Source organism: Paenibacillus vulneris, assembly GCF_039543185.1.
In the GTDB taxonomy this organism is placed as follows: domain Bacteria; phylum Bacillota; class Bacilli; order Paenibacillales; family NBRC-103111; genus Paenibacillus_S; species Paenibacillus_S vulneris.
The window spans coordinates 264,483-284,008 of sequence record NZ_BAABJG010000029.1 but is presented as its reverse complement, the minus strand read 5'-3'; the positions used below and the strand labels follow the sequence as shown (position 1 = coordinate 284,008).

Here is a 19,526-nt window from a genome sequence, read left to right as displayed (position 1 = left end):
TGCCGCAATAACCTTTTCCAGCTTTCTCTCCTTCAAGCCTTTTTTACCATTTTACGATTTTGGACTCATTTGCCAAAAGGATTTCCGCAGCGGACGTGGAAGTCCTATTAGATGCGGAGTAGCACAAACATACAAATCATGACATAGGCAGCCCGATAAACACTGAATTTCACGAATCCTATAGAACGTCGACAAATACAACTAGAGCCAGGAGGAATGTTCTTATGTCTTGGTTAACGAAAAAACGGTTTTCACACCTTGCCCTGTTCGTCTCCATGCTGCTGCCGTTCGATTATCCGATTATGGCGAATGCTCAAGACGCTGCACCGATTCAAGTCTATTTGCAGCAGGATAAAGTCAATTGGGACCAGCAGCCGTATATCGAGAACGGCAACACGATGGTGCCTATGCGCGCTTTGTTCGAAAAGCTTGGCTTCACGGTTTCATGGGATCAGAGTACACAAACCGCAACCGCCAAGAAGGGTGACCTTAGCCTTACGCTGACCATCAACAAAGGTACGGCCGCGGTTAATCAAAATTTGCACAACCTGGAGGTTTCTCCAAAAATAAAGGATGGCAGCACGTACATTCCGCTGCGGTTCGTGAGTGAAGCCGCCGGCGCGGATGTCTCCTGGAACGGCGACACCCGAACGGTCAATATCTCATTTCCGAAGACCGATACGGAACAGACCATTCGCAAGCTGATAGACAACATGGCGCAGAGCAGCAGCTTCACCCAAACTGCCATGTCGATAACAGGAGCGGACGGGATTAAGAAAAATGAACTCACTATAGCCAACATCGCCATGGATGCCAGCGGAAGCTCCGCAACTGTCACTTTTGATGCCGCATTCACTATTTCCAAGGCCGTGAAAAACGGCAGCGGTATTACGATCTCGCCTACGGAGTCCGCTGTTTACGAGTTCAAATGCCAGGTCTACAAGGATTCTGCAGGCCAGTGGCTGCTAAGCACCCCAACGTCAGGCATGACTTATGAATTGAAGGACAAAAAGCCTTTCATGGAGGCTCAGTAGCTCCGTCAAAAAATACAGGTCCCCGGGAGATCCCGAGGACCTTTTATTATTGTCCTTCATAGCTTGGTCATAGATGATTTCCCGTCATGTATTTCCACGGCTTCGTAACGTTAATCTTAAGATACTCCGGAGCGATAACCTGTGTCAGCAGCCTCAAGGTCTTCTCGTTTCCCTCCGGCACATTCACTTCCAACCGGTTCAACCGAATGGAGATGCCGTAATCATGAACTTGGAAGCCCTTCTTCTGCAGTGAAGGAAGCTCTGCATTCAGACGGGTCATTTGGGCCTTGAGCTCCTCCTCCGTAAATTGCGCGTCAAAGAACTGCAGGAGCTCCGGATGCGCAGCCATGCGTATGATCCCTTGACGCGTGTCCTCATATCCATCGATCAGACCGACGAATAGCTGCCCTGCTTCAGTATCGATATAGCTGCCGGCAAATCCGGGCAGCTTGCCCTCGTGAGCCGCGACCTGCACCTCCGTCCCGAGCTGCCTGGCAAAGCTTCGGTTCTCCTCCAAATCCTTCTCTATCAAGGGTCCGACAGGTTGGTTCGGATTTCTTCGTTCCTCCCGGGTCCATCCTTCCTGAAGCCAATGATAGAGAAGCGGCGATTTGTACCGCACCCGTTTGTAATTGGGCGTGGTGACGATAATTTCGCCTTTGACCGGGTTGCATTGCCTTAACAGACTCCCGTCCGGCTGGCGCTGCTTCTTGCAGCGATAAGCGGGCTCCACCATTACCATTCGATTATTCGTCAGCTTAAATTCCAATACGTTCGGATAGCCATGCCTGCCAAAATGTATCGGACCGTCTACGGCTTCCGATTGGTTCAGCCATTCCGTTATTTTGAATATAACAGCCTTCTCCTTCGGGTTGGTAATGTTAAAAGGCTCCGGCTTCTCTGCAGACGGCAGCCCTCCGGCGATGCCAACGGCAGTCACTTCGCCTGATCCTACGAGCGGAAATAAGTAGGAAGTCCCCGTAAGAAAAATGATCGAGCACCCTAAAAGCACACCTTTGCAAATACGAATAAAATGTTCCCTGTTCATACAGCCGCTGCAGCCTCCGCCCCGCCATTGGAGTTCTCATCATGAATAAGACGCAGCGAATTGGAATAGGGTTCCAACCGTTCCAGGAAAATTTATTGCAGCACACAAAAAAAACCATACCTGCCGAGTTGGGCTATCTATGGCTCCTTTGAAGCTGCTTCAGGACTTTGTGAAAAAAAATCCCCTGCCGGCGGCAGAGGAGCAGATTCGTATTATTCAAACTATCGGGATTCGGCTGATGCAGATTTCGCCGTGGTGTAATACAGCGCCGCGGCCGCAAGCCCTGCATAAAAAACGACAGGCAGATGCAGGAGCGAAGCAGCAATGGCAGAGGCGCTTACCAGAGTCAAGGAAAGCAGAATTCGGGCCGGATGAGCCGGCTTCTGTACGTCCCAATACGTTAATGAATCGATGAAATAGCCGTTCTCGGCCAGTTCCTCTCCACAATGTACGCAAGTGAATTCATAGACCGAGCAAGGCTCCGAGCAATGGGGACAATACTTCTGCTTCATGACAAGGATCCCTCCATTTTGGAATAATTAATTCATAGTTATTATATAGGAATTATTATTTTTGTGCCATAACAAAAAAACAGCCCCTGAGCTTCCAAGCTCAAGAGCCGTTTTTTTCTTACATAGGGAGCAAGCGGACTTGCTCACGCTGCTTTAATTGTGCAATCATTTCATACCAAGCTTCCGGTTTATTGGGAAGCACGGTATAGTACCTTTCCAGGAAGCCGCTGATTAAGCTCGCGGGGATCGCTTCCACCGCATCGGCATCCTCCCCGATAGGCATAAATCCAAGATCCAGCTCCTGCACTGCGGCCCCGTCATTATGCCACGACGGATGCACATAGGCGAGATCGAGCCTGCGGTAGCCGAGGTGAGCAAGCACTTCCCGGCGGACGAACGGATTCATCGGCTTCACGCCGCCGAAGCCGTGATCTTCGGCCAGGTACGGGTTGTAAATTTCGGCGAACATGCCGATCAGCTTGCCGCCGCTCTGGCGGACGAGCGACTGCAGATCCTCCATCCGGCGTTTGACCAGGAAGGGTCCGATGCCCAGCCCTTCGCGTCCGATGATCGTAAAGTCGGTCATGGCCACTTGCATATCCTCATAATAGCGATACTCGGTAGCTCCAACGACTTGCCCTTCATGAATGGCTACGAACACCCGGATGCCCTCGTCCTGCAGCGGCTCCTCCCACAGGGAAAATTCCAACACTTCCTCCGGCGGAAATACCGTCTGCATCAGCTCGTGCATCTGCTTAAAATACGGATCCGCTATATTCGTAATACGATGATATTCCATGATATCCACTCCCATCTTGATAGCATAAGGCTAGTATATAATGGAATAGGAGCATTTCCAAATGGTTTGGGGGGAGAAAAAAGAACCTGACGGAAACGGTCAGGTTCGAGTCTGTTGAGAAACCTGTAGAGCTTGAGCTATTGCTAATATACTCCGGTGGGATATGCCCCTCCAGCCGCTGTTGAAACTCGTGAATTAGATTAGACTTAGCGGTATTTTCACGGGTTTCAAAGGCGGACGTAAACTCCTCCGAGGCATACCCCACCTCCATATGTAGCATAGCTCATGTAAAGCAGGCTTCCGAACCAGACGAAAAACCGTCAGGTTCTTTTTTTATTCTTCTACTAGCAGAGGCACGACCTTACCGCGGTTGACATCAATAAGGCCGTAATCCGTAATTTTCAAAGCCGGGCTGACCGGCAAGGAATGAGTGCTTATCGACATGATCGGGTTGTAATGATTGTAGCCCAGCGCTTCCATGGCTTCGCGAAGCTGCTGAACCTCGGCAGCTGTCTTCTCAAGCGGCTCCTCGGTCAGGATGCCCCCGACCGGCAGATGCAGGCTCGCCAGCACCTGCCCGTTCTCCACGACGCAGAAGCCGCCTTGATTGCGGATCACTTCATTAGCCGCAAGCATCATGTCGGCGCGGCTGTGCCCGACAACCAGCAGGTTATGGTTGTCGTGGGAATAGGTCGTGGCGATCGCGCCGCGCTTGATCGTATCTCCGCCGATCAGGCCATAAGCTCGGCCGCCGGTTTTGCCGTAGCGGTCGAAGGTGGCGATCAGGCCATAGCCGCTGTCTTCCCAGCGGACCTCGCCGCCGCTTACCGCAACCTCTGCGTGATGCTCCTCGGTAAACGTCGAGCCGTTCTTGACCAGCATCACTCTGGCTTTATAGGCCCCTTCCTGGGCATCCGTATGGATGGCAAAGTCCGATTCCGCCAAGGGAGACAACTTCACACTTTGGTAAAAATGGGAAGGGAACAGGTGGCGATGGCCTTGCGGAAGGTATTCCTCCTGCGCATCGTACACCTTGCGCCCGTTTTTATACACTTGACCTATGGTCAATTTTTTGAGATCGGACACCAGGGAGAAATCGGCAATCTTGCCCGGAGCCACCGCTCCGCGGTCGCTTAGCTTCATTCTGCGGGCCGGTGTGAAGGTCGCCGCGTAGATCGCTCTCTCCGGCGGCATTCCCATCTGAATCGCCTTGCGAACGATATGGTTCAGGTGGCCCCGGCGCTGGAACGAATCCGGCATCACATCATCGGTGACAAAGCAAAAATGCTCGGCGACATCCCGTTCGATCAAATACTGCATGACCTCCTCGGTCATCGATTTCTCCTGAATCTCGATGAACATGCCAGCCGCGATCCGTGCCTCCATACCTTCAATCGATTGATGCGTATGATCCGAATCGATTCCCGCATAGATGATCTGCTGCAATTCCAAATCCAGCAGCTTCGGCACATGCCCTTCAATGACCAGCTTCGGATACTTCGCACGTATATGCTTCAAGATTCGATTCGTCTTGCAATCCGGATCGTTAATGACGTCCACATAGTTCATGATCTCGCCCAAGCAGGCGATCGTCTCCGTCTGCATCAAGGCATCCATGTCCTCAATCTCCATCGCACCGCCCGTTGTCTCCATGGACGTCGCAGGCACCGAGCTCGGAATGGCGTAGAACATATCGGCTACGCAGTGCTCGCTCGCCCGAATCATCTCGGTAACGCCCTGGAGTCCGAAGACGTTGGCCATTTCGTGAGGCTCCGGCACGATAGTCGTCACGCCGTTGCGGATCAAGCCATAGGAGAAGGTCTCCGGCGTAACCATCGTGCTCTCGATGTGCAGATGGATGTCTACGAGACCGGGGATCATATAGCGTCCCTGACCGTCGACGACTTGACCGGCGTCGAAGCTGTCTTCGCCCCGCTCGCCGATGTATAGAAATCTGCCGTCCAGAATAGCGGCATTGCCTGGAATGAAGGTTTTGAAGTAACTGTTATAAATGTTTACGTTCTTGATGAATAAATCGACTCGCATGACGGTACCTCCCAAGTAGCACGTTACTCCACTAAAACCAATTTTTCAGCAGGGAACAGCAGGCGAACCTCTCTGCCGTTGACATAAGGAAGCTCCATCTCCTTGTTGACCGTAAAGTCACCGAGAGCAGTTTCCACTACATATTGATAGCTTCGGCCCAGGAAGGTGCTGACCTTCACGCGGCCCGGGAGACGGTTCGTTCCCTCGGCAGGAATCTCTTCGACTGTCCCCATAATGACGTCATCCGGACGGATAGCTCCCTTGAGGCTGCCGCCGGCATTGTTCCCGAGATGCTTCGCAACGTGGAATACCAGGTCCTTGACCTTCAACTCGACTTCCGCGCCTTGATCATGCCGTTCGTCAAAATGAATGAAATTATTAAATCCGATAAACCGTGCGACGAATTCCGTCTTCGGGTATTTGAAGATGGCGGCCGGACTGTCCAACTGCTCGATAATCCCTTTGTTCATTATCGCCACCTGATCGGAGATCGAGAAGCACTCCTCCTGGTCATGGGATACATAGACCGTGGTAATTCCGAGCTCCTGCTGAATGCGGCGGATTTCGACGCGCATGTTAATTCTAAGGTTCGCGTCCAGGTTACTGAGCGGCTCATCGAAGAGCAGCAGATCCGGCTCAATCACAAGCGCCCGCGCAATGGCTACCCGCTGCTTCTGTCCGCCGGACAGCGCTTTGGGGAACCGTTTCTCGAAGCCCGTCAGACTCACAACCTCCAGAATGTGGTGCACTCTTTTCTTAATTTCCGACTCGTTCACTTTTCTAAGCCGCAGCCCGAATGCCACATTATCGTATACGGACAAATGCGGGAACAGCGCATAGCTCTGGAACACGAAGCCGAAGTTCCGTTTATTCACCGGCACCCGTGTGTAATCCTTGCCGCCGAGCATAAACTTGCCGTCTTTGGCCTCCAGGAAGCCTGCGATAAGACGCAGCGTCGTCGTTTTGCCGCAGCCGCTCGGGCCCAGCAGCGAGATAAGCTCGCCTTTTTCAATATTCAAATTAAAATCCTTTAATATCACATTTTGCTCGTAGGCAACCGATACGTTTTCCAAGGATAGCAATGCCATGGATCCAATCCCCCGTTATCGTTTTGTAAAGTAGGACAAGCCCATAATCCGTTCAATAATGAACATAAGGACCGCCGTAAAAATCATAAGCAGCACCGAAATCGCGGCAATCGTCGCGTCAAAATGGTTCTCCACATACGTCAGCATTTGGATCGGCAGCGTACTGACACCAGGGCCGGTCATGAATACAGAAATATCCACGTTGTTGAACGATTCCAGGAAGGCGATCAGCACGGCCGCAATAATCCCCGACTTGATGTTCGGCAGCACCACCTTGAAGAAGGTCGCCAGATGCCCCGCACCCAAGCTCAAGGCCGCTTCCTCGACGGAGAAATCAAAGTTCGACAAGCTGGACGCGATGACACGGATAATGAACGGCAGCATAATGACCGTATGTCCGAACAGCAGGGACAAGTAGATCGGCAGATGATACGTAATGATCAGATACTTCAGCATCGTAAAGCCGAGCACGATACCCGGAATGAGCACGGGCGAGATGAATACCGCATTCAGCGCATCCTTGCCTTTGAACTGAAACCGGCTTAAGGCGTAAGCGGCCGGCACCCCGAGAAGGAGCGCGAACACATTGCCTAGCAGCGATACGAAAATGGAGGTTTTGAACGTCTCCATGAACATTTTGACTTTGAAAATATTTTCATACCATTTGAACGAAAAGCCCTGCGGCGGAAATTTCAATACCGTTCCCGGATCGAAGGAAGCGGCGGCAATAATGAGGAGAGGACCCAGCAAAAATGCGTAGACCAGAAGCGTAAACAGGCCAAGCCCTCGATTGTTCTCCCGCATACGTTTCTACTCCTTCGGATTGAATTTATTGGCCATTTTATTCATTATCCCGATGATGATAAAGGTAATAGCAATCATGATCGTAGCGATGACGGAGGCCAAGTACCAGTCGTTTAATGTAATCGCATTCTGATACAGGAAGGTCGAGATGACCTTCTGCTTGCCTCCAAGCAAGGCCGGCGTCGTGTAGGCCGTCAAGCTGCCGACGAACACCAGGATGCTCCCGATGATCAAGCCGGGAATACTGAGCGGCACGATGACCTTGCGGAACGCGGTAAAGCGGGGCGCGCCAAGACTTTCCGCTGCTTTGATCAGATCCGGGTCGATGTTCTCCATAACGCCTACCAGCGTAATGATAATCAAAGGCAGGAATAAATGAATCAGACCGATCATCATCGCCACCGGCGTATACAAAATATCCAGCGGCTCCCGGATGATCCCGATTGCCAGCAGCGTGTTGTTAAGCAGCCCTTTCTTACCGAGCACGATCATCCAGCTGAAGGAACGGACGACGGAGCTTGTAAGCAGCGGAAAAATCGCGAGCGCGAGCAATATGCCCTTTTTCCTAAGGCTTTGCTTGGAAATGTAGTACGCCACCGGAAAGCCGAGCAGGATGCATAAGAGCGTCGTTACAATGCTGACCTCCAGCGTCGTCCACAATATTTTGAGAAAGTACGGGTCTTTAAAGAAATGAAGATAGCCTTCGAGCGTAAATCGGCCCTCCTGAAAAAAGGTGGACCCTATCGTCATGATAATCGGGATCAGCATAAAGAACAGTAGAAACAAAAATCCCGGCAGCAATAATACATAGTAAACCTTTTTCTTCATGTAGCTATGGCTCCTGTTCTTGTAAGGCTAGGCTTTCATCGCTTGCGTAAACAGCTGAAGAAAAGCTTCGGTATCTACATCCACGCAAACGTCCATGTTGGCCTGCTTCGACAAGCGGTTTTGAAAATCGCAGACCGTCTGCCCGTCGCACAAGTCGCTTCGGGTCTCGACATCCACATAATAGCGACGTGTCGTTACGATGCCGCGATTCAGAGCTACGCCTACGGCGAGCGGATCGTGCATGACGCAGGCACGAATGCCATTGCGCTCATAGTAGCGCTGCATATAGTCGGTTGTGCTCTCGCGGATATAGCGGGCGATGGGCGAATCCCCTATCTGCTGCATGTGCTCCTCCGTCAGAAGCGCCTTGCGGGTCACGTCGAGGCCGACCAGCGTAAGTGAAGGGAAGCCGGCGTGGAACACGATCTTGGCCGCCTCCGGGTCTACGTACATGTTGTACTCCGCCGTCGGGGTCACATTGCCGTAGCTTCCGACAACCCCGCCCATGACGACGACCTCCTTCAGGAGGTGCACCAGCTCCGGAGCTTGACGTACCGCCAACGCCACATTCGTAAGCGGCCCGGTCGCGACCAGCGTCAGCTCGCCGGGATATCGCCTCGCAGCCTCGATGATGACTTCCGGTGCAAAGCCCTCCGATGGCTGTTTATGCACGGGCATGTCCTTCAGAGCACCTCCGATCCCGTCTTGACCGTGAACCCGATGCTCGAAGAACGACTCCCGAAGCAGCGGACGGCCCGCTCCCTTGTAGACCGGAATCGATTCCTCGCAGCCGAGCAGCTGGAGAATCTTGCACGTGTTGATTGTGGCTTGATCCCGCGATACGTTGCCGTTCACCGTCGTAATGCCAAGCACGTCGAATTGGCCGCTGCGCACGGCTAACAGGATGCCAAGAGCGTCATCAACCCCCGTATCTACATCGAGAATGACTTTTTTCCTCATCATCCAGCCTCCTTTTAGAAAAAATGAGGGTACATGCCATGGTCATGTCATATACCCCTCAAATGAAATGCTTCCCTATTGCGATTATTGCGTTACTTCTTTATTGAAACGGTCGATCCATTTTTTCAGGTTTTGGTTGACGAACTTCATGTCCAGCTTGCGAAGCTTGGCCACAACGTCAGCTCCGTAAGTAATGCCTTGAGCTTCTTCAGGCGTCAGGTTCAACGTCGTGTTAACCGGGGAGTCAATATGCGCTTTCGCAGATTTCTCCTGTGCTTCCTTGCTCAGGTGCCAGTTGATGAAATCCTCGGCCAGCTGCTTGTTCTTGCTTCCTTTAACGACGTTAACGGTATTCATAACCGCGTAACCGCCCTCAGCCGGGGTTACGAACTTCACGTCAGGGGAAGCGGCTTTCAAATCCTTCACATACATCTCCATGATCGGTCCTGCTGCAATCTCGCCTTGCGCCAGCATGTTAACGTATTCCGAGGTTTGTCCGTAGTATTTAACGACGGATTTGTTCAGCTCCTTCAATTTGGCGAAGGCTTGATCTTCGTTAAACGTGCTGTTACCGGCTACGATAGAAGCCGCATCCACGATCATCGGGCCGCTGGTGGCTGTAATGTTAGGCATCGTCAGCTTTTTGGCGAGCTCCGGACTCCACAGGTCTGCCCAGGATTTGATTTCTTTGCCGCCAAGCGCTTTCGGGTTGTAAGCAATACCCAGCTGGCCAATGGTGTAAGCAGGACCGTAGTCTTCGCCGAGCGGCGCTTTGGCTACATCATAGATGTCCTTCAGGTTCGTCAGGCGGCTGCGGTCGATCTTCTCGAACAATCCCGCATCAATAGCTTGCTGTGCATAGTAATCCGATAAGTACATGACATCCACGTTAGAGCTGCCTTGTTTAACTTTGTTCAGGCGGTCCGCGTTGTTGCCGATTTCAAGCACGATTTTGACATTATGCGCTTTTTCGAACGGCTCGTAAATTTCTTTACGGAAAAAGTCTTCGGAGAAGCCCCAGGTCGAGATCACCAGCTGTGTCGGCGCTCCTTTGCCGTCTTTATTATCCGCTGCCGCTCCTCCTTGCTCTTTAGGCGCACCGCATCCGGTCAGTGCCAGTCCCAGAACAGAAAGTGAAAGTATGCCTTGTACCCATTTCTTTTGCATCGTCGTTTGACCTCCAAAGGTTAATTAATGGAATTTCGTAAAGAATCGGCTGCATGAAATATTTAGTAGTATTTTGCAAATTCGGCAATCTATGCACGTATCCTACGCTCTCTAAATAACGCAGCCGATGCCCCCTCTTGCTTATAGAAAAAAAGAAAGTGCCCCTGATAGAATAAAAGCTTCTAACAAGAGCACCTTCCATTGTAAACAATGTCCAGCGGATCTGTTTTGTCTTACGCGGGCCCGGTTTCCTTTTCAGATAGATCCGAGGAGAAACGCCGGTCTATTTACGTTGTACGGTCGCTATCGACCAAAATGACATTCGTGAAAGCCCACTGTGTCGGCGGGTCATAGTCCCGGAGGACCGCTTCGATGGAAAGCCCCATCTCCTGCTCAAGTCTTTCACGGATTCGCTTCTTATAGATCGATGACATGTAAAAATCAACCTCGTACTTCAGCGTCGGCGCTTCGCCCTCCAAAGCGGTAGACCGCGGTGAGCGGCGGTGCCTGGCTTGAAACGTGATGATGTTCCCCTCAATCGATGCTTTAAGCAAAGTAGTGCCGAATCCGAACAATTCCTTTGACACCTCGTTATAGATGTGACACAGCTTCTTTTTGAATTCGTTAGAATCGGTTAGGGACACAAGGTTCACCTTCTAAAACTGTCATCGGATTCGAATCTATGTTAATAATACTGAATTCACGCCATTTTTTCAAGCAATCGTTCGGATTTCTTTCTATAAAAAGACTTCCAGTCCTAATTTTTAACAAAAATCAGGGAATTTTCCGAATGAAAAACAAATATTCATTAGGTCAGGCTTAGTTCTCCGGACCGCTCAAGCCTTTTCCCGGCTCTCTGCGGTACTCCGAGGGCGTGCAGCCGTTCCATTTCTTGAACGTGTTGCTGAAATACGCAACATCCGAATAGCCGACCCGGTCGGCAATTTCACTGATCCGTAGCGAGGTGGCGCTCAGCAGCCGCTTGGCCTCCTCCATCCGCATCTCCGCCACATAATCGATGAAATTACGGTTTAGCTGCTGCTTGAACAGCTGGCTCAAATAGCTCGGATTCAGATGGACAAGAGCTGCGGCCTTGGTTAGCGTAATGTCCCCCGATAAATGGGCGCGTATATAGTCCTGCACCTGCCCGATCGGCGATTGCTCCAGTGGTTTAGAAAGAGGGGCCGGCCTGCGGGCCGCTTCATCAGAAGGCGGACGGTATTGATTCATCCATTTGGTTAAGCACGCCCGCATCTCCTCAAGCTCCACCGGCTTCAATAAATAATCGAACACACCCGAACGAAGTGCCTGCTGCACATATTGGAAGTCATCGTAGCCGCTTATTACGATAATAGACTGGGTACGGTCGTTAAGCCGCAGCTCCTGAACGAAACGAAGACCTTCCATCACAGGCATCTTAACGTCCGTCAGGATAAGGTCCGCCTCGCCGCTCTTAAGCCAGTCCAGCGCCTCCAGCCCGTCCGACGCCTCGTGAACGACATGAAAGGGCAGGCCCGTTTTTTCAATCACTTTCTTCAGTGAGATACGCACCCACCGTTCGTCATCAATCAGCAGCACGCGGTACACCGATGCTCCAGCCTCCTTTTCCTTGCTTTTGGGATGGACGGCCCGTTCTAAGGATTGCGGCGGTAAGCCTGCCGCTCCCATGGCTCCATTATACTTCCTCAAGAAGCTCCTTCCTCTCCTCATAAGGAAGCCGGATCCGGACCACGGTTCCGTGACCGCTTACGCTCTGCAGCGATACTCCGAACTCCGGACCGTACAAATAGGCGATCCGCCGGTGCACATTGGCAATGCCGATATGCGCTCCCCCGGCGAGCACATCCTTTCCCTCCAGGTCACGGTGGATGCGCCGGAGCTGCTGCTCCGACATGCCAATGCCGGTATCGAGGATGACGACGCAGAAGGAATGCCCGGAATCCCGCTCCGCGGTAATTCGGATATGCATCAGCCCGACACCCGGCTCGATGCCGTGAATCATACTGTTCTCGACGATAGGCTGCAGCGAGAATTTCGCAATCTGCTGCTCTAATGCCCACGGCGGGACGTCAAGCTCATATTCGAGACGATCCTCGAACCGGTATTTCTGGATCCGAAGGTACACCTCGCAGAAGCTCAATTCTTCCTGCAGCATAACCGTAGGGGAGGTGCTCTTCAGATTGTACCGCAGCAGCTTGGCCAGGGAAGCTGACATGGAGGCGATATCGTCCATATCCTGCTCGAGCGCCATACCGCGCAGCGTTTCCAGCGAATTATACAGAAAATGCGGATTCATCTGCGACTGCAGCACCTTCAGCTCCGTTTCCTTCTGACGCAAGGAGGCCTCCGTCTCGCGCAGGCGGGTGAAATAAATTTCCTCCAGCAGCCCCTCGAGCTTCTCGACCATTTTGTTGAACCCGTGCGTTAACAAGCCGATCTCATCCAATGAGCGGACCTCCAGCTTGCCGGAGAAGTCCCCTACCTCCACCTTCTTCATAAACCGCTGCAGCCGGCGGATCGGATTTACCAGGCTTGCCGCGAAACCGATTCCCAGCAAATACGCAGCGGCAAGCGAACCAAGCAGCGTCCAGAGGATCGTCCGTCCAATATAGGCAGTCCCGTTCGTCAGCTCCGCATAAGGAATAGAGGTTACCAGCCGCCAGCCCAAATAATGCGATAGGCTGAACGTCAGAAAATTGCGCGGCTTGTCCTGATCCGTCATCGAGCCGCTCTCTTGGGCAAGCATCCTCTCGAAGCTCTTGCCGTTGGCAGGCTTTCCGACCTGCTGCAAATCGGGATGGTACACATAATGATTCTGGGCATCGATGATGTAGAGGAAGCCGGTTCGACCGATCGCCACCTTCTCGGCTATCTCCTGGATCCGCTTAAAATTGACGTCCATGATCATGATCCCGATCGGCTCAAGCGTATTCGGACTGATCAAGCGGCGCACAATGGAGATCACCTGCTCCTGATGATCCCGGCCTCGAATGACGCGGCTTATCAGCTTGGGCGAGCTGTCCTCCGGTATCGTTGCATACCAGTATTCCTGCCGCAGCTGCTTGGCCGAGTAAGGGCTATCGTAGTCTATGGCGTCAATGACCTGTTCATCGTGAACGATGACGGTGATGTTGCTGATATCCGACCGGGAATAGGCGGCGTTTTTCAATACCTGCTCGATGTCCGTCTGAATCCCGCTCTGCTTCATCTCCTCCATCGTCCGCATCTTCAGGAAGCGGTTCATATCGGGATGGTTAATGATGCGAAGCGTATCGATCTCGAAATCCTGCACGTAATACTCGACATGAGCTTTCACCTGCTCGATGATTTGCCAGCTGTACTGCCCCGCCTCCTGCTCGAGCACCTCGGACGACCTTTGGTACGATATCGTTCCGACAAGAAGCAGCGGGAATACGACGATCAATGCCGAGTAAAACAACATTTTGACCGTTAGCGTCCGATTCCGAAGCAGCACAACCCGCTGGAACGCGCCGACGGCCTTGCTCCATATCTTCACGGGTGGATCACCCCTTGGTTACAGCTCCTGCTTCAGCCGGATCATGTCTCTGCACTGCAGTCCGTTTTCGTAAATCGGCTCCTCATAATTCCGCACAAAATAGTCCATGTCCACACCGTGAATCCGGAAGCCGCATCTTTGGTACAAATGCAGCTGCCCGACGCTCGAGTTTCCCGTTCCTATTTCTATCGTATGGCAGCCCTGCTCTTTGGCCGCCTGGATGGCGTGCGTAAGCAGCTTTCTCCCCAAGCCCTGCCCCTGCATGTTCTCCAGTACCGCTATGTTCATAATTTCGACCGTTAACGGTCTTGTGGGCAGAAGCGCTACGACCCCTGCAATCACGCCTTCATGCTCCATTACATAGCAGTGGCACCGGTCTATATAGGTCCGAATGACCGGCTCCTCGGGATCCGCCAGCAGCAGCAGGTCCATCGGATACGGTTCGCCCGGCTTTAACTCTCTGATTATCATACTAATCCCCCATTTCGAGATTCGGAGATGGCTGCGGTTCAACTCTTCAGCGGTTCATAATGTCCCGGAACAGCTGATCCCGCTCCTCTCTCCGCCCTTCGTACAATTGTAAATAGTCAAACAGCTCGAAGGAAAAATCGACAAATGCGCGCCCCTTCGCCGTTATCACATGTCCGTCTCTTACTACTCTCTGCTCCACGTAGCGCTCCCGCGGAAACGGGTCCTCTACGTCCAATTGCCGGATCCGGTCAACCGAGCAGGAGGTTGTATACTTCCTGTGAGCCAGAATGCCCGCTCTGCCCAAATATTGCGGGCCGTTGCAGATTGCAGCCAGAAGCTTCTCCTCCCTGTCCAGCTTCCGGATCAGCTCCGTCAGCTCCTGCCGCTGCTTTCGTATAGGTCCGCCGGGAATGATGAGCCCCTCTACGTCCTGCAGCTCCATCGCCTCGGCAAGAGTGGCATTCGGCTTGTACGTCAAGCCGGATTCGCTGATCACCGGCTGATGATCGTATCCGACACACAGCACTTCTTTCTTGCCTGCGTTTTTGATTTTGTGAAAAGCCAGCGTAATTTCAAAATCCGCAAAATCCTCGGATATAAAGCAAAGGATTCTCCCCATGACGCTCCCTCCCGTCGTATGCTTTTGGATGCTCAGCCTGTCCAATATTTTACCAAAAAAGTATTTTCCAAAAAAATGAAGGGGCGTTTCTTTCCCCATCGTCTTGTATAGCATAAAAACTAAAGTAGAGGAGTGAGCCTTCAATGCTCAAAACCATCTCGGTACGGTTCGTCGTTTCCTTGTTAGCCTTGATTCTGCTTGCCTACGTTATTATGCAGTACGGATTGTCAGACCCCCATAAGGCGGGTCTGATCGTTCAAAAGCTGCAAAAGCCGGACTTTCACTATGCGCCCTGGATTTATGTACTGTATTTGCACATCATCACTGCCTGTCTGGCTGTCGCTATCGGACCGTTTCAGCTGTTCATCCGGCCGAAAAGAAAAGGAATTCGGATCCACCGCATCCTAGGCTATACCTATGTGTTCTCCATCACGGCGAGCGGACTGATCAGCATTTATTTATCCATCTTCGCTACCGGAGGGTGGATGGCCGGACTGGGCTTTTTTACCCTGGATGTTCTATGGGTGCTAACAACCTGGATATCCGTCAAAAAGGCCGTAAGCAAACGATTTCAGGCCCACAAGGAATGGATGCTGCGCAGCTACGCTCTTACCTTGGCTGCCGTTACGTTTCGCGTCTGGCTGCTGGCGCTGACCCCGCTGTTCAGCGGTCCGATGGAGCCTCCCTATCGGCTGTCCGCTTGGCTGTGCTGGATCGGGAATCTGGTGTTTATCGAGATATTCATCCGGCTGTCCCGCAGGAAACCCGTGCGCACCACACTAACCGCTTGATCTATTTAGATGGGCTCTTCCATCTATGATGACGGATGACCCTTCCCTGCTCGGAATCGTTGATCAGTTCATGAAGCCGTTTTAACCGGGTTTCCTCTTTCTTGGCGCTGACAACCCAATGAACGACTGTCTTTTGGTAGGACGGGGATTGCGCCTGAAAGTAGTCCCATGCCTTCTTATTGGCACGAAACAAGGCCTCGTACGCTTCTCCAAGCTCCGCGTCCTTCTCCTGCTCGTAAGCGTAGACAGCCGTTTGCTCCTCCTTCCGTTCGGCAAAGGCGCGAAGCCCCTCCGGGCGCATTTTCCCGAGCTTCGTCAGCTCCTCCACCTTCTGAACGTTCACAGCACTCCAAATGCTCCCGCGTTTGCGGGGAGTGAACCGGATCGTATAGCTGACGTCGTCAATACCTTTGCGGACGCCATCGATCCACCCGAAGCACAGCGCCTCATCTACCGACTCCGGCCACGTCATGCTCGGCTTGCCGGAGCCTTTTTTATAGAAGCCGACCTGCAAGGATTGAGCCTTATCATGATTCTCTTCAAGCCAGGCACGAAACTCGGCCGGAGAGGCAAAAAAAACAGGTTCCATCGTTATCCCTCCTTTAGGGCAGAAAAACGCACTGATACTGTTCTTTATTCCCTTCCATGTCCTGCACATCTATAGTATTAATTCCATTAAAGGGCTTCATTTTCCTGTCGCTTATTCATGATATATTATATAGAAAACCCTATTCAGGAGGAAGCCGCCCATGCGATACCCTGTTTTAACCGAAACGCTTGCCCTGCGTCTTCAGCAGGCTGAAACCGACTTCTTCAGTTCAAGAATCCGCTCGATCGGGGAACGTCCCGGAAATCCCGAGGGCGTCGACGTTCGCAGCTTCGGCAGCACGACCGCTTATTATATCCGAACGATGCCTTGGGGTGTATTTAACAGCGTAAAAGGTTTATCTGACAAAGATACGGACAAGGTCGGGGACATCGCCGCCTTTTATAGGGAAAGAGACAGAAAGCCGCTGGTCGATATCTCCCCTGCCGGCTCGAGCCCTGGACTGTTCCAGGCCCTGACGGACCATGGAATGATTCAGCAGGGGTTTCATTCTGTCCTTTACGGACTGCCGCTGCGGGAATTGCCTGCGCTTCCGGATACGGTAGACATTGATGAGGTTACCGATCACGGCCTATTTGACCAATACGCCGAGGTGCATTGTACAGCGTCCGGCATGTCTATAGAACACAAGCATCATTTCATCCATAATAACATCGGCTTGCTGCACAGGCCCGGATGGAGATTATTTCTCGCAAGTGTAGAAGGGAAACCGGCAGCCGTAGCCGCCATGTATAGCAGCGGGGGGATCGCTTCGTGCGCTCTGGCAGCCACCCTCCCTGTATACAGAAGGAGAGGATTGCAGACGGCCCTTTTGCAGCGCCGCATGCATGAAGCTTATAAGGAGGACTGCGAGCTTGTCACCGCTCAAGCCGGCTTTGCCAGCACCAGCCAGAACAATATGATGCGGGTTGGTTTGCACCTGGCTTGGACGCGGGCCGTCTGGACTTTGGCTTAGCGAGCCAGATTGGTGATCATCATTGTGAATACAATGAACCTATAAATTCCTTCTGACTTGCATGGTATCATCCATCTATTATCCTCCTTTCATTGTGGCGTGCAGCTCTATTGTTTATGCTTGAACTAAAGGCTATAAGAATGCCCATGAACTTAGCAAGCCATTCAAGGAGGTCACTGAAGGATGAGGATCACCAAGCGAAAAGTCCTTGTCATCTTACTAATAGCGGCAGCGATCGTTTATATCACGAACAGCTCGCGCCTGGCTCCCTCAAGAGACGGGGCCCCGCTGCTGCTGGCGCACCGCGGACTCGCCCAAACCTTCCCTATGGAGGGTATTACCAATGATACCTGTACGGCGGAACGAATCTATGCACCGGAGCACCCTTATTTGGAAAATACGATAGCCTCCATGAACGCAGCCTTTAGAGAGGGAGCCGATATCGTAGAGTTTGATGTGCAGCCTACCAAGGACGGACGATTCGTCGTATTTCACGACTGGACGCTGGATTGCCGGACGAACGGTACCGGGGTGACCAGAGATCATACGGCTGACGAGCTCCAAGCCCTGGATATCGGATACGGCTATACGGCTGACGGGGGACAAACCTATCCTTTTCGCGGAAAAGGCATCGGGCTGATGCCGACCCTCGACGAGGTGCTCTCTACCTTTCCCGACCGCTCCTTTCTCATTCACGTGAAGAGCAATGATCCTGATGAAGGGGTTCAGCTTGCCCAATATCTTAAAACCTTGCCGGCCAACCGGCTTGAGCAGCTGACCGTATACGGAGGTGATCAGCCGGTCGCCGCGGTGAAGGAGCTGCTGCCCGGCCTGCGAACGATGTCCAAGGCTTCGCTCATCCGTTCCTTGCTTACATACGAAGCGCTGGGCTGGACCGGCTTTATTCCTTCCTCCATAGAGCACACTCAAATTCATATACCGGAGAAATATGCTCCTTACTTGTGGGGATGGCCGAATCGTTTTCTGGAGCGTATGGAGAAGGCCGACACCCGAGTGATCGTGGTCGGAGGAGACGGCTCGGAGTTTTCCCATGGATTCGATACGCCGGAGGACGTAGAGCGTCTGCCGCGCGGATACACAGGGGGCATCTGGACCAATCGCATCGACCTGATCGCACCTATGTACAGAGGCAAATGAACGGGAATCATCGTCGTTCCTGGTGATCCGTCTTCGCTTGAGCCGTACAAGGGCTTTCTGCACGGAGAACCGCTGGCATAAAGGGCGACAGAAGTCCCTGCTTCCTTGTCCCGCCCAAAATGAGACGATCGTCCCTTGTCCCCCATCCCCCATTTGGTAAATAATGGACTAAACCATTAAACATGATTCATCAAAGGGGGAAACTAACATTGAAAAAATCATGGACCATTGCTTTAATGGCTGCAGCCGTCGTTCTTCTGCCATTTACCGCCAAAGCTTCCGAAGAAATCGCCGCGCTCCTGGTACCACAGTTCAAGCTGGTGGATAACGGCAAGCTGATTGACACGTCGGAGGATACTCCGATCATGTATAACGAAAAAACTTACGTGCCGTTACGGCTGGTAAGCGAAGCATTAGGCTATGAGGTGACCTGGGATGGCGCCAATCAGGCTATCCACTTCAAGCAGCCGGAAGGCAATTACCCGCTTCTTAAGAATGAGGGCGTACAGATTGTGTCGGCCGAACCCAAATATGACATGATGACGTCCTTGGACAGCACCCATTATCTGGGGTCGATCTCCCTCGAGATCGTCTATGAGGTCTCCCAAGATCTCGACCGCGAGCCGGTGTTTACTCTGGAGAGGCTCAATAAGGACCAGACGGTTCTGACTACCAATACGCAGCTTCTGAATAAAAAGAAGGGCGTCTATAAGACCACTCTCCTGGGGGATTCCAAACGGCTTCCTTACGATATTAAAACGGACCGTGAGACGGTCATCAAGCAAATGCAGAACGATTACTTCTATCGCTATAAACTTAAATAACCACCCAACAACCCCCTGTGCATCTGCTCAGGGGGGTTGGTTTGTTGTGAACCTCGTGTACCGGGAAATTTGCAAATATGGAGGTGGGGTATGCCTTGTAGGAGTTTACGTCCGCCTTTGAAACCCGTGAAAATACCACTAAATCTAATGACTTTCACGGGTTTCAATAGCTATGGGCTTTGCGTAGCAAAGCCTGCTTCGGAAGCCTGGCCGGAGGGGCATACCTCACCGGAGTATATAGGCAATATTTCAAGTTCCGTCGGCTTCTCAAAAACATCACCCCCTACACAAGTGCAGG

The 19,526-nt window shown here is 52.2% G+C and carries 20 protein-coding genes; 5 read left to right on the top strand and 15 right to left on the bottom strand.

What is annotated here, in order from left to right:
* Positions 1-224: 224 nt before the first annotated feature.
* Positions 225-1,034: a copper amine oxidase N-terminal domain-containing protein gene (locus ABEA66_RS26130; RefSeq protein ID WP_345592176.1), complete on the top strand. Its 810-nt coding sequence runs from the start codon at positions 225-227 to the stop codon at positions 1,032-1,034.
* A gap of 67 nt (positions 1,035-1,101) precedes the next feature.
* Here the strand turns inward: ABEA66_RS26130 and ABEA66_RS26125 are convergent, their stop codons facing one another.
* The 14 genes from ABEA66_RS26125 to ABEA66_RS26060 all read right to left on the bottom strand — a co-directional run bounded on the left by ABEA66_RS26125 (position 1,102) and on the right by ABEA66_RS26060 (position 14,893).
* Complete coding sequence (locus ABEA66_RS26125) at positions 1,102-2,082, bottom strand: hypothetical protein (RefSeq protein WP_345592174.1); 981 nt, start codon at positions 2,080-2,082, stop codon at positions 1,102-1,104.
* A 221-nt stretch (positions 2,083-2,303) separates the two neighbouring features.
* Entirely contained in the window at positions 2,304-2,594 is a 291-nt protein-coding gene (locus ABEA66_RS26120) for a hypothetical protein (RefSeq protein WP_079913667.1), read from the bottom strand.
* 118 nt (positions 2,595-2,712) lie between these two features.
* On the bottom strand, positions 2,713-3,393 hold the full coding sequence (locus tag ABEA66_RS26115; protein ID WP_192703285.1) for a GNAT family N-acetyltransferase: 681 nt from the start codon (positions 3,391-3,393) through the stop codon (positions 2,713-2,715).
* A gap of 333 nt (positions 3,394-3,726) precedes the next feature.
* Positions 3,727-5,439 carry an adenine deaminase gene (locus tag ABEA66_RS26110; protein ID WP_345592171.1) on the bottom strand — a complete coding sequence of 571 codons (1,713 nt, stop codon included), beginning with the start codon at positions 5,437-5,439 and terminating at the stop codon, positions 3,727-3,729.
* Between the two features lie 23 nt (positions 5,440-5,462).
* The gene (locus ABEA66_RS26105; protein WP_079913670.1) at positions 5,463-6,527 is read right to left on the bottom strand and encodes an ABC transporter ATP-binding protein; all 1,065 of its coding nucleotides are present in this window, start codon (positions 6,525-6,527) and stop codon (positions 5,463-5,465) included.
* Positions 6,528-6,542: 15 nt separating this feature from the next.
* Positions 6,543-7,331 (bottom strand): ABC transporter permease, encoded by a 789-nt coding sequence (locus tag ABEA66_RS26100; RefSeq protein ID WP_345592167.1) that lies wholly within the window; start codon positions 7,329-7,331, stop codon positions 6,543-6,545.
* A gap of 6 nt (positions 7,332-7,337) precedes the next feature.
* Positions 7,338-8,159: an ABC transporter permease gene (locus ABEA66_RS26095; protein WP_345592165.1), complete on the bottom strand. Its 822-nt coding sequence runs from the start codon at positions 8,157-8,159 to the stop codon at positions 7,338-7,340.
* Positions 8,160-8,186: 27 nt separating this feature from the next.
* Complete coding sequence (locus ABEA66_RS26090) at positions 8,187-9,119, bottom strand: nucleoside hydrolase (protein WP_345592318.1); 933 nt, start codon at positions 9,117-9,119, stop codon at positions 8,187-8,189.
* A gap of 84 nt (positions 9,120-9,203) precedes the next feature.
* Positions 9,204-10,286, bottom strand: coding sequence for an ABC transporter substrate-binding protein (locus ABEA66_RS26085; protein ID WP_192703289.1), 1,083 nt, complete (start codon positions 10,284-10,286; stop codon positions 9,204-9,206).
* A 287-nt stretch (positions 10,287-10,573) separates the two neighbouring features.
* Positions 10,574-10,930, bottom strand: coding sequence for a DUF2294 domain-containing protein (locus tag ABEA66_RS26080; protein ID WP_079913675.1), 357 nt, complete (start codon positions 10,928-10,930; stop codon positions 10,574-10,576).
* A gap of 175 nt (positions 10,931-11,105) precedes the next feature.
* Positions 11,106-11,975: a response regulator transcription factor gene (locus ABEA66_RS26075; RefSeq protein WP_345592161.1), complete on the bottom strand. Its 870-nt coding sequence runs from the start codon at positions 11,973-11,975 to the stop codon at positions 11,106-11,108.
* Positions 11,962-13,803 (bottom strand): sensor histidine kinase, encoded by a 1,842-nt coding sequence (locus tag ABEA66_RS26070; RefSeq protein WP_345592159.1) that lies wholly within the window; start codon positions 13,801-13,803, stop codon positions 11,962-11,964. Before ABEA66_RS26070 ends, ABEA66_RS26075 begins: the two co-directional genes overlap by 14 nt.
* A gap of 18 nt (positions 13,804-13,821) precedes the next feature.
* Positions 13,822-14,274: a GNAT family N-acetyltransferase gene (locus ABEA66_RS26065; RefSeq protein WP_345592157.1), complete on the bottom strand. Its 453-nt coding sequence runs from the start codon at positions 14,272-14,274 to the stop codon at positions 13,822-13,824.
* A 46-nt stretch (positions 14,275-14,320) separates the two neighbouring features.
* A complete protein-coding gene (locus ABEA66_RS26060; RefSeq protein WP_345592155.1) occupies positions 14,321-14,893 on the bottom strand; it encodes a DJ-1/PfpI family protein in 573 nt (190 codons plus the stop codon).
* Between the two features lie 143 nt (positions 14,894-15,036).
* Between ABEA66_RS26060 and ABEA66_RS26055 the strand changes: the two genes are divergently transcribed.
* Positions 15,037-15,684 carry a DUF2306 domain-containing protein gene (locus ABEA66_RS26055; RefSeq protein ID WP_345592153.1) on the top strand — a complete coding sequence of 216 codons (648 nt, stop codon included), beginning with the start codon at positions 15,037-15,039 and terminating at the stop codon, positions 15,682-15,684.
* A 1-nt stretch (position 15,685) separates the two neighbouring features.
* Here the strand turns inward: ABEA66_RS26055 and ABEA66_RS26050 are convergent, their stop codons facing one another.
* Positions 15,686-16,273, bottom strand: a complete 588-nt coding sequence (locus ABEA66_RS26050) for a YdeI/OmpD-associated family protein (protein ID WP_345592151.1) — start codon at positions 16,271-16,273, stop codon at positions 15,686-15,688.
* Positions 16,274-16,433: 160 nt separating this feature from the next.
* On the opposite strand from ABEA66_RS26050, the gene ABEA66_RS26045 reads away from it, so the two are divergent.
* The 3 genes from ABEA66_RS26045 to ABEA66_RS26035 all read left to right on the top strand — a co-directional run bounded on the left by ABEA66_RS26045 (position 16,434) and on the right by ABEA66_RS26035 (position 19,228).
* Positions 16,434-17,246, top strand: coding sequence for a GNAT family N-acetyltransferase (locus ABEA66_RS26045; protein ID WP_345592148.1), 813 nt, complete (start codon positions 16,434-16,436; stop codon positions 17,244-17,246).
* Positions 17,247-17,429: 183 nt separating this feature from the next.
* Positions 17,430-18,404, top strand: a complete 975-nt coding sequence (locus ABEA66_RS26040; RefSeq protein ID WP_345592146.1) for a glycerophosphodiester phosphodiesterase family protein — start codon at positions 17,430-17,432, stop codon at positions 18,402-18,404.
* A gap of 209 nt (positions 18,405-18,613) precedes the next feature.
* The gene (locus tag ABEA66_RS26035; RefSeq protein WP_345592144.1) at positions 18,614-19,228 is read left to right on the top strand and encodes a stalk domain-containing protein; all 615 of its coding nucleotides are present in this window, start codon (positions 18,614-18,616) and stop codon (positions 19,226-19,228) included.
* Positions 19,229-19,526 lie beyond the last annotated feature (298 nt).